Source organism: Vibrio sp. 704, assembly GCF_033339295.1.
This window is the reverse complement of sequence record NZ_JAWOUH010000022.1, coordinates 68,770-82,339: the sequence shown is the minus strand read 5'-3', so window position 1 is coordinate 82,339 and position 13,570 is coordinate 68,770. Positions and strand designations below refer to the sequence as shown.

12 protein-coding genes are annotated in these 13,570 nt (G+C 43.5%); 9 read left to right on the top strand and 3 right to left on the bottom strand.

Features of this window, described 5'->3' with window-relative positions:
* The coding region (locus tag R7R24_RS21125; protein ID WP_318119614.1) for a cadherin-like domain-containing protein at positions 1 to 1,472 on the bottom strand (1,472 nt) is incomplete at its 3' end.
* Between the two features lie 400 nt (positions 1,473 to 1,872).
* Between R7R24_RS21125 and R7R24_RS21120 the strand changes: the two genes are divergently transcribed.
* From R7R24_RS21120 to R7R24_RS21095, 6 genes are all read left to right on the top strand, one after another.
* Complete coding sequence (locus tag R7R24_RS21120; RefSeq protein WP_017635971.1) at positions 1,873 to 3,183, top strand: TolC family outer membrane protein; 1,311 nt, start codon at positions 1,873 to 1,875, stop codon at positions 3,181 to 3,183.
* A gap of 2 nt (positions 3,184 to 3,185) precedes the next feature.
* Complete coding sequence (locus R7R24_RS21115; protein ID WP_005377354.1) at positions 3,186 to 3,800, top strand: OmpA family protein; 615 nt, start codon at positions 3,186 to 3,188, stop codon at positions 3,798 to 3,800.
* Between the two features lie 175 nt (positions 3,801 to 3,975).
* A complete protein-coding gene (locus tag R7R24_RS21110; RefSeq protein WP_005377352.1) occupies positions 3,976 to 4,329 on the top strand; it encodes a DUF2750 domain-containing protein in 354 nt (117 codons plus the stop codon).
* A 186-nt stretch (positions 4,330 to 4,515) separates the two neighbouring features.
* Positions 4,516 to 6,486 carry a diguanylate cyclase domain-containing protein gene (locus tag R7R24_RS21105; protein WP_053350370.1) on the top strand — a complete coding sequence of 657 codons (1,971 nt, stop codon included), beginning with the start codon at positions 4,516 to 4,518 and terminating at the stop codon, positions 6,484 to 6,486.
* An 87-nt stretch (positions 6,487 to 6,573) separates the two neighbouring features.
* Positions 6,574 to 7,272 carry an IclR family transcriptional regulator gene (locus tag R7R24_RS21100; protein WP_017635969.1) on the top strand — a complete coding sequence of 233 codons (699 nt, stop codon included), beginning with the start codon at positions 6,574 to 6,576 and terminating at the stop codon, positions 7,270 to 7,272.
* A 106-nt stretch (positions 7,273 to 7,378) separates the two neighbouring features.
* Positions 7,379 to 8,071 (top strand): SDR family oxidoreductase, encoded by a 693-nt coding sequence (locus R7R24_RS21095; protein WP_047102672.1) that lies wholly within the window; start codon positions 7,379 to 7,381, stop codon positions 8,069 to 8,071.
* A gap of 198 nt (positions 8,072 to 8,269) precedes the next feature.
* Here the strand turns inward: R7R24_RS21095 and dkgB are convergent, their stop codons facing one another.
* Positions 8,270 to 9,070 carry a 2,5-didehydrogluconate reductase DkgB gene (dkgB, locus tag R7R24_RS21090; RefSeq protein ID WP_047102673.1) on the bottom strand — a complete coding sequence of 267 codons (801 nt, stop codon included), beginning with the start codon at positions 9,068 to 9,070 and terminating at the stop codon, positions 8,270 to 8,272.
* Positions 9,071 to 9,182: 112 nt separating this feature from the next.
* Between dkgB and R7R24_RS21085 the strand changes: the two genes are divergently transcribed.
* Positions 9,183 to 10,088, top strand: a complete 906-nt coding sequence (locus R7R24_RS21085) for a LysR family transcriptional regulator (protein WP_005377343.1) — start codon at positions 9,183 to 9,185, stop codon at positions 10,086 to 10,088.
* Positions 10,089 to 10,220: 132 nt separating this feature from the next.
* Positions 10,221 to 11,126, top strand: coding sequence for a TIGR03571 family LLM class oxidoreductase (locus tag R7R24_RS21080; RefSeq protein WP_047102674.1), 906 nt, complete (start codon positions 10,221 to 10,223; stop codon positions 11,124 to 11,126).
* Between the two features lie 115 nt (positions 11,127 to 11,241).
* Here the strand turns inward: R7R24_RS21080 and R7R24_RS21075 are convergent, their stop codons facing one another.
* The gene (locus tag R7R24_RS21075; protein WP_005377338.1) at positions 11,242 to 12,126 is read right to left on the bottom strand and encodes a LysR family transcriptional regulator; all 885 of its coding nucleotides are present in this window, start codon (positions 12,124 to 12,126) and stop codon (positions 11,242 to 11,244) included.
* A gap of 159 nt (positions 12,127 to 12,285) precedes the next feature.
* On the opposite strand from R7R24_RS21075, the gene R7R24_RS21070 reads away from it, so the two are divergent.
* Positions 12,286 to 13,467 (top strand): MFS transporter, encoded by a 1,182-nt coding sequence (locus R7R24_RS21070; RefSeq protein WP_017635963.1) that lies wholly within the window; start codon positions 12,286 to 12,288, stop codon positions 13,465 to 13,467.
* Positions 13,468 to 13,570 lie beyond the last annotated feature (103 nt).

Here is a 13,570-nt window from a genome sequence, read left to right as displayed (position 1 = left end):
GCAATACCATTGACGATCGCCACTTGAATGTTGCTATTACCAGAGACGCTAAACGTTAACTCGCCATCCACGTTATCCACATCACTGAAGGCCGTATTCAGATCGATGCTGTATGGCGTAAAGTCTTCTGCCAAGGTTTGGTCTGCAATGCTACTTTCAACCACAGGCGCGTCGTTCACCGCATTTACGGTGACGTTGACCGTCGCTTGGTCAGTCAGCGAACCATCGGTCACGGTGTAAGTAATTTCAGCATCGCCATGGAAGTTCTCAGCCGGTGTGAAGACCAGTTTGCCATCAACAATCTCGACTGTGCCTTGCGCTTCAGGTACGGACGCCGATTCAATCGACAGCGTATCGCCATCAATATCGGTGTCGTTTGGCAGGACATCAATCGTTACTGAGCTATCTTCCTCTGTAATTGTTGTATCATTAGAGGCAATAGGCGCATCGTTAACTGAGTTTACTGTTACCGAAACTTGAGCTTCATCCTCTAACTCACCATCTGAGATGGTGTAGCTAATCGTTGCATTACCGTTGAAATTTTCAGCTGGAGTGAAAACAAGCTTACCATCGATAATCTCAACGATACCTTGCTCTTCTGGTACAGAAGCAGAGGTAATGATTAAATCATCACCTTCAATATCACTGTCGTTAGCGAGCACATCAATTACAACCTGGGAATCCTCGTCAGTTTGAATCGCATCATTAGTTGCTATTGGCGCGTCATTAACAGGCGTAATATCTAAGTTAGCAGTGCCATTAATAACACCGCCATCGTTATCAATAATGTCATAGGAGAATGACACTTCAGTGTCATCGTCAGCCTCTGGAATGTAAGTCCAAGATCCATCGCTGTTATCAATTAAGGTGCCATTCCCACTCTCAATAGTGACGTTTGTAATGACAAGAGTATCGGCATCATCAATATTGACATTAGATAGTAATTCTTCAGTAGTTATCGTGATTGGATCGCTATCTTCCTCAACAGCGCTTAATGTCACTGGAGAATTAGTAAGTGGCTTACTTGAGCCATCCCCACTTGTCTCGATACCTGTTGTGAAGAAGTCATTTAAGGTCAACGCTTGTGTTTCAGATAAGCCGAGGGATTCTAGGCCAATAGTTTCAAAGTTTGTTGAGGCTAGCACTTCAGTACCATCTCGTACAATCGTGGCACTATTTTGCAAACTGGAGCCACTATTTTCACCCGCTGCAGGTGCGAGTTCTTCATCAATAGCAGAAGGGTCTTGACCTTGCTCAATAGCACTAATAATCTGTGCTACATCGTCTGAAATATCTTTTAAACCTTGCTCTTGAGCAAGCTGAATTTTCAGGTCTTGAGGCGCAGCATCTGTCATTGCCACTATCACTTCACCTGGTAGAGGCTGCTGTCCTTCTGCAAGGACTCTCAGCTGCCCATCCAAACCTATTACGACGACTTGATTACCGAGTGGCACTAATGCTGTACGATCCATATAAACCTTAACCCTAAATAACTGTCAAGTTTTTGACTAACAATACTAATTTGCTATATATTGCCCGAATATATAGTGCAATAACAGCAATTTGATGCTCAATAAAGTAATTATGTGTCATACATCAATAAGAATCCAGATGCATAAGTGTTTTATTTTATTAAAATCTGGACACTCGTTTCTAGCCATTACCTCCATCTTTAATTTGAGATCTTAATTCAAGTTTTAGGCAGATTTAGTAGGTTGATTTATCAAAATTGAAACAAATGAACAGCGAATCAACAGGTTACTTCATCGCATATTAATGTTATTGTGCGCTAAATTATTGACGCCCTTATAAGTATTCCACTTATAAGCCCTATCACCTCGAGAATTTTTACCATTATCTAGGAGAATCACAGTGAAGTGGACTCGTGCCAACGCCTTTTGTATTGGTATGTTCACCGCTAGTCATGCTTTTGGGCAAACGCTAGAGCAAGCGGTTGAAAACACATTAAAAACCAATCCTGACATCAAAAGTGCGTTCAATGAATTCGTTAGCAAGCAGTATGTGAATGAAGCATCTGGTGGTGCTTACCTCCCATCCGTAGACTTAGATGCCGGTATCGGTTACGAAGGAATCAAACCTGCAGAGTCAGGGCGAGATTCAACCGATCTGACAAGAAAAGAAGCCACCGTGACACTAACCCAGCTAATATGGGATGGTTCAGCGACACTTAATGATATGGATCGAACAGCAGCTGATGCTGAATCGGTCCGTTATCAACTTCTAGCTGATGCCCAAGACACCGCTCTAGAGGTCGCGAAAGTTTATTTAGACTCAGTAAAAGCTTATGAAATTCTTACACTTTCCGAGAATAACTTGAAAGTGCATAAGAAGATCTATGAAGACATTAAAAAGCGAGTTAACTCAGGTATCGGTTCTACAGCAGACCTAACCCAGGTAGAGGCTCGTTTAGCAAAGGCTCACGGTAACTTGGTGGCAGCTCAGAACAACTTATATGACAGCCACACCACCTTTACACGCCTTGTCGGACAGTCACCACAAGGATTGATTTTCCCAAGAGCGGACCAAAACTTTATTCCCTACACCATCGATGAAGCGATTGACTTGGCATTCGAGTCACATCCAGTAATCAAAATTTCGGTAGCTGATGTGGACTCTGCAAAGTTCCAATACAAGCAATCTAAGGGAACTTACTACCCAACGATATCGGTAGAAGCTGCTCAAACATGGCGTGATGATGCAAGCGGTATCGAAGGAAGCAGCGAAGAGACAACAGCAATGTTACGTATGCGTTACAACCTCTTTAACGGTGGTAGTGACGTAGCCAACGCTGAAAGTTTTGCCTACCAACTAAATAAAGCAAAAGACCTAAGAGAACGTGCATACCGCCAAGTAGAAGAAGGTCTTCGTCTATCTTGGAGTGCGTTAGATTTAACACTTCAACAAAAAGAGTTCCTAGCGGATCACGTAGATTCGGCCTCTGAAACTGTCATCGCCTACGAAAAGCAGTATCGCATTGGAAAACGCACTCTGCTGGACTTGTTAAATACTGAAAACGAACTTTTCGAAGCGAGAAAGAACTACTTGGATGCTCGATACTCAGAGCAGTACGCCAAGTACCGCGTTATGAACGCGACTGGCCAATTGTTAAATGCCTTGCGTGTCGATGTACCTACAGAATGGAATGAAAAGGTGGAGTACTGATCATGAAACCAGTGAAGATTCTATTTGCATTGGGTATGCTCGCCATCACTCAACACGTTGTTGCTGAAGACGAATATGAGTATCGCCCTGTACCAAATGCAGAACAAATAGCAGATTTGCAAGATGACGATAACGATGGTGTCATCAATGCTCGAGATATGTGCCCAGGTACACCTGAAGGCTCAGAGGTCGACAACGACGGCTGTGGAGAATACATTAAAGCATCAGATAACATGCAAGTGCGGATACTTTTTGCTAACGACTCTGATGAGATCAATCCAGTCTTCAGAAGACAAGTCCGAGAGCTTTCCGACTTTTTAAAAGAGTACCCTACTACTTCGATAGAGCTGCACGGCTATGCTAGTAAAGTTGGTGGTTCAAAGCATAACCAAGATCTTTCTGAAAGACGAGCACGCAATGTCCGTGAAGCCCTACTAAGCTACGACATCGAACCGAGTAGAGTCCGCATTGTTGGTTTTGGTGACACTCACTTAGCACAACAAGGGACCGATGAAGTCAGCCATGCTTTAAATCGTCGAGTAACCGCATCAGTCGTTGGTTACAAAGGCGAGATAAAAAGAGAGTGGACAATATTCACAACTCTTCCAGAAAGGTAAAGTACCTGTTTTTGTTTGCTCTGTGAGCATAAAGCAAACAAAAACGAGTGAATACTTAACCTCAGAAAAGGAGCTTCGGCTCCTTTATTTTTACTCATTTCGACAACCGTATTATGCTTTAGGAATCGGCACTTTAGTGTTACTCTAGCCACGTCATAACAACGAGAGTTTTGAAATGAGCAAACTTACATCAGATATCCAAGCGAACCTTGACCTTTTTGTTGCAGAAACGAAAGAAAACCAATTGGTTTGGGGTTTACGCAATGAAGAAGGTTGGCTATCTTGCGATTCAACTGAATTCGAAAACAGCGAAGTCATGCCTTTCTGGTCTTCTAAAGAAGATGCAGAAGCACATAATGTTGAAGAATGGGCAGATTTTACTGTACTAGAAATCCCATTAGATATCTTTGTTGAAGATTGGCTTTTGACTCTTGCTGAAGATGGTGTTCTTGTTGGAACTAACTGGAACGATCAGTTAGAAGGCAAAGAAATGGAGCCTCAAGATCTAGCAAAGCTTTACATTGATTAAAGATTTCTGACCTCAACTTTATGTTGAGGTCTTTCTTTTTATGCCTCTTCTTTCAATATCTCGACCAAGTGCATAGTTTCACTACTCTTTTTCTTAGTACACCCAACTTAATCACAACGCTGATGCGTTAAAAGCGCTATGATAACTCAACTTTAAAGGCACCTTAAATTAAAGGCTCGTTTAAACATGCGCGTGCTCTATCCCTTGCTTGCGTCACTTTTGCTCACTCCAGTATATGCAAGCGACACTCAAGATATTGAACCAAACCAAAATATCACACAGTGGCACTCTGTCTACCAAACCACACTACGAAGCAACCCTGAGTCGGCATTGAGCATGCTTCAAGATCGCTACCATACAGCGAAATCGGACAGCGAAAAGCTCTACGTAAGTGGATTGATTTATGAATATATGTCAAACATAAATCAGCCTTACTACGGCAGCAGTCAAGTCTTAGACAACCGTTTTTCTCAATTAGAATCAGAATATATTCTTGCCTTAAAGGAACGTAAGCATGGTAGTTACGAGGCCTCAGTAGATAGCTTTTCTTCTTTGCGACAGACAATGAAGAAAATATCCGATTCCGAAGGCAAGGCTCTGATGAACTATCAACTTTGTTATACGCTGAATCAACAAGGTCGTTATCACAAAGCAAACTTTTATTGCTCATCCTTAGAGAGCCACTTAAATCATAAGCATCAAGAAAACTTCCCTGTTGATCTTGCTTTGCGCGTAATAGCAAATAACTACAATTACCGCGGTGACTATGAAAAAGCCTTAAGTTTGTATCGACAGTTGATGGCCAACATGTCGACGCAAAGCGATCCTTCAGGGATTTACAATGACGTCGGCAATTTACTTGCAGAGCTGGGGCAATTTGAACAATCAGAGCAATATCTCATTCAAGCCCTACTGGTTCGCCAAGATGAAGGGACACCTCTTGAAGTTGCACAAGTCGAACATAGTCTAGGAGCGATGTACAGAAAATCCAAAGAACTCGATAAGTCCATCAGCCACTACAAAAATGCATTGACGATTCTCGAACAACTTCATTATCCATACGGGCAAGGGTTGACCTATTTAGGGTTATCTGCTGCTTTGGCCGATTCTGGGCAATTGGATACCGCGGTAGATTACATTGGAAGAGCATTAAACATTGCCCAAACTTATGAGAATACGCACCTTGAAACAGAGGGTCATTTGGCTGCTGGATTGGCATATTTAAAGAACCATACACCCGAAAAATCGATTGAACACAGTACAATAGCGTTAAGATTAGCGGTAAAAAACGCTAGGCCCTTATTGCAAGCGCAAGCCCAATTACTCCTCTCAAAAGCATACCAAGCTCAAAATGATTACAAAAAGGCACTGGAGCATCACAAGGCCTACTCGACGATTGAACTAACGAACCGAGACGCGAGTAATATCAAGGCGTTAGAGGCACTAGATCTCACTAAAAAAGAGTATGAATATGATCTACAAGTCGCGCAGTTGAACAACGAAACTCTTCTAAGTCAGTACCAGTTTGAAAAACTCACAGACCAACAACGCACTTATAATTTTGTTGTTTTCTGTTTATTGATTCTCCTCGCTCTGGCATTGATGGTTCAGCGACAAACACGCTTAAAAGCCAAAATAGACAGCTTAACGTGTGCATTAAACAGAGCGGCAATTATAGAGACGATTAAAAGCCAAACCTCCAAAGCGGAAGGAGACTTCCGCTACGTTCTAGCATTAATCGATCTAGATGACTTTAAGGCGATTAATGATCAGTATGGTCATCCGACTGGCGACTTAGTACTACAACAGGTATGCAAAGCGCTTAAAGCTAAACTTAATAAGGGAGATTACTTGGGTCGTTTAGGTGGAGAAGAGTTTATCTTGCTATTGAAAAACGTCGATGAGATTGACGTTCCCTTTAGAATACAAAGTCTGCATAAAACAATTTCAGAAAAGAGTGTACATTCGCTTAATAACCATCAATTGAATATATCTGCGAGTCTGGCCTATCTATCAACCTCAATGCCACTCACCAACTTTGATGAGCTCTATTCGATATTAGACCAAGCGTTATACAATGCTAAGAAGCAAGGAAAAAACTCCCTTGTGGACGCATACAACGAGCCGATCAGTTTAAGTGCTGAGTATATTCTCTAATAAAACCAAACCACCAGCGTAGTGGTTTGTTATAGGTGGAAGCATCAGTAAGCCATTCAGATGCAACACCATCATCAAGGAGTCTTTGTGCCCAAGGCAAGAAAAAACATTCAGTCTCTAGAGCGAGGTTTTCTAATCCTCGAGTTGCTCTCGATGAGTGAGTCTCCCCTATCATTACAGACGATCAGTAATGCGATCCAGTTAAATAAGACGACTGTTCACGGGTTACTTGCGACTCTACACTCTCTTGGATATGTATCCAAACACAACCATAGCTACAGCCTAGGGTTTAGATGCTATGAACTGTCTAAGCCGATTGAACAAAAAAACGAAGCTATCCGACAACACTTTGTTCCATTGCTGAAAAAAATGGCCCAAATGACTAACAACACTGCTTACCTCGCTGTACAAAGTGGCGCTAAAGAGTACTTGTATATCGATGCTATAGAGCAGGATAACCCTCTTACTATCCGTAGCCCGAGAGGGAAACGAGAAGGACTCACAACATCTGCGATCGGCAAGGTTTTTCTTAGTTTTGATGATGAGCTTCGCCGAACATTGCGCCTTGAAAGCCAAATATCCCCCACGTTAGAAACTGAACTTAATCAGGTTGTATTATCAGGTTACGCACTCGATTTAGAAGAGGCAGAGCCAAACCTCAATTGCTTAGCGATCCCCCTTTACTTGGATGGTAAGGTCGTTGCTGTTGCAGGTGTCAGCGGTGCTGCCTCCGAACTGACGGTCACTAGGCTAAAACACTTTGCCAGCATCTTTCTCAAACTTTAAGATTTGACAATGTCGAATTCTAGGCCATTTTTATACTGTTTTGATTACATGCTTATACGTCGCCTCTAATATGGTCGTTGTTCAACTCAACAACGTAGGAGAAGCGATGTCTACTGTATTAATCACTGGCGCTAACCGTGGCTTAGGCTTGCAATTTGTCCGCCACTACCTTGGAAAAGGTTGGCAAGTTATCGCAACTTGTCGTTCACCAGAAAATGCTAAGCAGCTCAATGAACTAGTAACCCAACCCAATCAACTTCAACTGATGGCTCTAGACGTCACTAACCAACAAGATATCGATCAGTTAGCCACTCGATTAGCGGATCGTCCGCTCGATCATTTAATTCTGAATGCAGGTGTATTAGGCGAAGAGTGTGCAACGCTTGGCGAAATGACCCAGAAAAAATGGCTAGAAGTACTAAACATAAATACCGTCGCACCTGCCCTGCTAATTCAAGCACTACAAGACAACGTTGCGAAAAGTCAGCACAAAACCATCGTGGGAATCTCAACCCGAGTTGCGAGTTTAAGCGATAACAGTTCAGGTAACATGTACAGTTATCGAGCATCTAAAGCAGCGCTTAATCAGGTTCTAGTATCAGCAGCACGCAATCTCGAATCGCGAGGAGTAAAAACTGTCGCAGTTCATCCCGGCTGGGTAAAAACCGATATGGGCGGTGAGGACGCAACCTTTTCTGCCGAGGAAAGTGTTGCAGGCATTGTTTCGGTCGCAGAACAACTAACACTTGAGCTATCCGGAAGCTTCCGCGTATTTGATGGCTCTACAATCGAATGGTAACTGATCTCTAAATGACGTCTCCCGGCCAAATTGAAGGCCGGGAGAATACAGTAAACTAATAGGCCAAAAAGATAAAAGCTCGCACTATCGTCAGACAAGCGAGCCGTTATCGTCTATGGTGTTGTACTACCGTCAAACGCTGAGGAAGTCAGCGATTGCAGAGGTGTCATTTAGGCAATGATTTCCCGTGAAACTCACTCAATCATCCCACTCAGGCGCTAGCCCTTCAGGGTTTACTTCGCGGCCATTTCTTTCCAACGCATCTATCTTAGCAATCGCCTCTTCACTCAGATTAAGTTCAAGTGCTTTCAGGTTACTTGCCAAATTCTCTCGTTTAGTTGAAGACGGGATCACCGCGTAACCTTTTGACAGCGCCCAAGCAAGCGCGACTTGAGCTGGCGTGGCCTGATAGTCCTCAGCAATACCTGCAATAGTTGGGTCCCCAAGTACTTTCCCATATGCCAAGGTCATGTAAGACGTTACCTGAATATCGTTTTCCTGCATGAAGCTGACCAACTTACGATTTTGCAAATAAGGGCTAAGCTCGATTTGGTTAGTAACAATATTCTCTTTACCGACCACTTCTATCGCTTGTTGCAACAAGTCAATATTAAAGTTGGAGACGCCAATATTACGGGTTAACCCTTGCGATTTAGCTTCAAGTAATGAAGCCATGTATTCGCTCAAGTTATTGTTATTGCCAGGCCAGTGGATCAAGGTCAAATCCACATAATCTGTATTTAGCTTTTCTAAGCTCTCTTTTAGACTTGGAATGAGTTGTTCCGTGTTCATGTTATCAACCCAGATCTTGGTCGTAATGAATAGCTCATCACGTGCAATACCGGACTGTGTCAATACTTCACCGATTTCTGCCTCATTACCGTAAATCTGTGCAGTATCAATTACGCGGTAACCCACTTCTAACGCATTACGGACTGAATCCTTAACTACTTCACCCTCTAAACGAAACGTGCCGACGCCAAATGATGGTACTTTCATCTAAATCTCCTGAATTATCGATTTTATAGTTGATTCGAAGCAAAACTTTACGCCGCAAGAAACTTTCCGTAAAGTTAACAATACTCAAATCTAATTTGAAATATATTCAACAATGAAAGCTACTCTAGATGAAATGCGCACCTTTATGGCCGTGGTCGATACGGGTTCAATCAGCTCTGCGGCTGAACTGTTATCGATGACCGTCTCGGCGGTGAGTCGATCGGTATCTCGGCTAGAAGCCAAACTCGAAACGACTTTGTTAAATCGCACAACCCGTAAGTTAGATGTTACTAATGAAGGAACGATATACCTCGATAAAGTCAGACATATTGTAGAAGCAGTAGAGAATGCCGAAGCACAACTGAAAAGCCAGAAATATAAGCCCTCTGGCCTCCTACGAATAAACGCAGCTACCCCCTTCTTACTGCACGTACTAACGCCGCACATTGCTAAATATCAGAGCTTGTATCCAGAAGTCGAAATCGATCTCAATTCCAATGAGGAAAATATTAGCCTTTTGGGAACAAAAACCGATATTGCTTTTCGTATCGGTGAGCTACAAAACTCAACCATGCGCGCGATATTTCTTGGTAAAAGTCGGATTCGAATCGTCGCGAGTCCAGAGTATTTAAGACAACATGGTACTCCAACCTCAATAGATCAGTTACTCAATCACAAGCTACTTGGATTCAACAAGCCGGAGTATCTTAAGGAATGGCCGATCATGGATGATAAGAACAAACTTCTGCGTATTATGAGTAGCCTAAGATCTGATAATGGCGAGACGCTAAGGTGTTTAGCCTTACATGGTGCAGGGATAGCTTGCCTGTCTGACTTTATGACCTACTCTGACCGACAAGCTGGTCGCTTAGTGGGCGTGCTTAGTGAACACACGCATAATGTCGAACAGCCCGTTCATGCGGTGTATTACAAAAATGCCAGTACCTCACGCCGGATCAGCTCTTTTATTGACTTCATCAAGCAAGAAATCAAGGTAGAGAACCACCAGTTCCTTTAAAGACCACCGCTGTTTGTGGCAAAACACTTTTGTCTTTTTGCCGCTTTTTCTCACAACAAAAATCTCATAGTGTCCTGAATATCAGGGAGGCACCTTGCCTCCTAGTACTCACAGTAATAGTCAGGCTTCATAATGCATAAAGATTTAAGTAACAGATTCACCATCGGGGTTGAGCTCCCCCTAGATAATGACTGGACCCAAGAAGGCCAGAAAAAACGCCTGCTCCAACGAAAACCGTTCGGCGTACCAGACATGAGTGCACATAAACAGCGTATTATGTTAGCCGATAAGTTAGGCTTTAACGTAGCGTGGGTGAGAGATGTCCCGTTGTACGACCCTAACTTTGGAGACGCGGCACAAATTTATGAACCGTTCAGTTATCTTGGCTATCTCTCTGCGTGCACCGACAACATTCTACTAGGGACAGCAGCGATAGTATTACCGTTAAGACAACCTTGGCTAGTGAAAAAAGCCGCTGCGACCATCAACGAGTTAAGTGGTGACCGCCTGATACTCGGTGTGGCTAGTGGAGACCGTCCTAGTGAATATCCCGTTTTTAACGCTAACTTTGACAGCCGTGGCTCGGCTTTTCGAGAAAGTGTAGAGATTTTGAAAGATACGCAAAATGATAAGCTGGGTAACGATCTACAGTTATTACCCGAGTTTGCTGATATTCCTATCTATGTCGCAGGGTTAGCGCAGCAAAGTCCACAATGGATAGGAGAAAACCTAGACGGCTGGCTCGCCTACCCAGGCACACCTGATGATCATGAACACCGCGTTGTACTTTGGCGCTCCGTAGCGGGAAACAAACCCTACGCCAGCTTTATTCATCTTGATTTAGTCGATAACCCAAATGCACCAGTCGTTCGGCATCACTTTGGTATCCGGGCCGGAGTCAATGGCTTGAGCGATGAGCTAGAAAAAATGCAAGAAGCAGGAGTCAATCACATCGGGTTGCATTTCCGTCGTAATAGCCAACCAATTGAGAAATCAATGGAACAGATCGCTCAGTACGTGTTGCCACGCTTTAACTAAGATCAAATAAAAATATGTGCCACCTTACTAAGGGGTGGCACGCTAGGCTTGGCACTTGGAAAAACAAAAGCTGCAATAACGACAAAAATCTTTTGTTAAAACAACAATAATAGAGTTATTTTAAAGTAAGTCTTGGTTGAATAAAGTCGATGAACGCGGAAATACGTTTAGAGACTGAAGAAGATTTGTAGAAGACAGCATTGACCTGTTCTCGTCCAGTATTTGTGATTTTTTCCGATTCAAACAATGCCACTAACCGTCCAGAATCAAGATCATCTTTCACCATAAAGCCAGATAAACATGCAATGCCGTTCCCTGCCAGCACTAACTGTCTAACCGTTTCACCACTGCTGGATAGGATATCAGGCTCTATCATCTCAAACCCTCGTAATGGCCACTGATTTAACACTTTAGCGCCAGAAAAACCGATCAAGTTATGACTGCGCAAATCGCTCACCGCTTCAGGGAAACCTCGTTTAGATAAATAACCAGGCGTGGCAACGATAAATAGTGGGCTTGTTCCTAAAGGTTTAGCATGCAGTGTTGAATCCGATAATCGTCCAATACGTATTGCCACATCGGTTCTTTTTTCCAATAGATCCACAAAACCCTCATTAGAGGTAAGATCGAGTTGAATATCAGGATAAGCCTCTTTAAATGGCTGAATTAACGGCACGAGTTGATGTAAAACAAATGGGCTAGCGGCATCAACTCTTAAGCGCCCCTTGGGTAATTCACCTCGTGTGATGATCTCTTCTTCAGCTTGCTGTATTTGTAGTAAACCTAAGCGAACCGCTTCAACAAACTGATGCCCTTCCTCAGTAACTTCCACTCTGCGTGTCGTGCGATTCAGCAAGGTTACCCCCAACTGTGATTCAACTTTACTAACCGCACGAGATACCCTAGCGACTTGAATACCTAGTGCATCAGCAGCGGAAGAAAATCCACCACTATCCACAACTGCCATAAGAATCTCTAATTCATCTGATCGGGTTAACATTTCATCCCCTTTCTTAATTGCGCATTTCCATCATTTATAGCAAAAGTATTTTGTAATAAACACCATTTTTCGCAACGAATAACTCTTTAATAATACACGGCATGGAAACGGGCTATTCGTTTATCCATTCATATTCAATGATTATAAGAGAGAGTTGTTATGCCTTTAGCTTTACTTGCATTGACGCTTAGCGCCTTTGCTATTGGAACCACGGAGTTTGTAATTGTCGGTCTGATACCGACTATGGCCTCCGACCTCAACGTATCATTACCTTCAGCGGGTCTTTTAGTTAGCCTGTACGCACTTGGTGTCGCGGTTGGTGCTCCCGTTTTAACAGCGCTGACTGGTAACTGGAAAAGAAAGTACGTTCTGCTTTCTGTTATGGCACTGTTTGTTCTTGGCAATCTGTTAGCCTGGCAAGCACCTGGATACAACACTCTAGTCACAGCAAGGATACTGACCGGGCTTGCACACGGTGTGTTCTTTTCGATCGGCTCGACTATCGCCACTGGCCTAGTGTCAAAAGAAAAAGCCGCTAGCGCAATTGCTATTATGTTTACCGGTCTGACCGTAGCTCTAGTGACGGGCGTGCCACTTGGCACCTGGATTGGCCAGACATTTGGTTGGCAGGCAACCTTCCTAATCGTCGCGATCCTTGGAATCATCGCACTGATAGGAAGCGCTCTGCTAGTGCCGAGTAATCTGAAACAACCACCAGCAACCAAGCTGTCATCGCAAGTAAAAGTCTTGACTCAACCTCGTCTACTTTTGGTGTACGCAATCACCGCGCTCGGTTACGGTGGTACGTTCACAGCCTTCACTTACTTGGCTCCTATTTTGGAAGAAGTTTCGGGGTTTGGCTCTAGCGCTATCAGCCTAATTATGTTGGTTTATGGTGTATCAGTCGCATTCGGCAACATCTGGGGCGGAAAGATGGCCGACTCTATGGGGCCAATCAAAGCTCTGACAGCGATTTTCTCGGGCCTAATTGTGGTATTGCTCGTGTTTAGTGTCACAGCATTTAATCCAATTTCTGCAGTAGTGACCATTCTTGTCTGGGGTGCCTTTGCCTTTGGTAACGTTCCAGGACTTCAAGTTTATGTTGTCAAACTAGCAGAGAAATATTCACCTGATGCAGTCGACGTCGCTTCTGGTCTCAACATTGCTGCATTTAACGTAGGTATTGCACTGGGTTCTTGGGGCGGTGGCCTTATCGTGGCCAATGCTGGGCTGATGCACACACCTTGGATTGGCGCGATCGTAGTATTAGGTGCTCTACTACTAACCCGTTTCAGCGGAATGCTAGACAAGCGTGGAGAACAGCACGCAACGGCACACTGATTCACGTTCCGAATCTATAAAAATCACTTAAATTAGCCCGGCATTACGTCGGGCTTTCAATACAGAGTTTAAATACACCATTGACTGAGGTAGAAAGTTTATT

Coding starts and splice junctions, on each gene's coding strand:
- dkgB (WP_047102673.1), bottom strand. CDS start 9,070: ATGAAAGTACCATCATTTGGCGTCGGCACGTTTCGTTTAGAGGGTGAA.
- R7R24_RS21095 (WP_047102672.1), top strand. CDS start 7,379: ATGTCTACTGTATTAATCACTGGCGCTAACCGTGGCTTAGGCTTGCAA.
- R7R24_RS21085 (WP_005377343.1), top strand. CDS start 9,183: ATGAAAGCTACTCTAGATGAAATGCGCACCTTTATGGCCGTGGTCGAT.
- R7R24_RS21075 (WP_005377338.1), bottom strand. CDS start 12,126: ATGTTAACCCGATCAGATGAATTAGAGATTCTTATGGCAGTTGTGGAT.
- R7R24_RS21070 (WP_017635963.1), top strand. CDS start 12,286: ATGCCTTTAGCTTTACTTGCATTGACGCTTAGCGCCTTTGCTATTGGA.
- R7R24_RS21115 (WP_005377354.1), top strand. CDS start 3,186: ATGAAACCAGTGAAGATTCTATTTGCATTGGGTATGCTCGCCATCACT.
- R7R24_RS21110 (WP_005377352.1), top strand. CDS start 3,976: ATGAGCAAACTTACATCAGATATCCAAGCGAACCTTGACCTTTTTGTT.
- R7R24_RS21080 (WP_047102674.1), top strand. CDS start 10,221: ATGCATAAAGATTTAAGTAACAGATTCACCATCGGGGTTGAGCTCCCC.
- R7R24_RS21105 (WP_053350370.1), top strand. CDS start 4,516: ATGCGCGTGCTCTATCCCTTGCTTGCGTCACTTTTGCTCACTCCAGTA.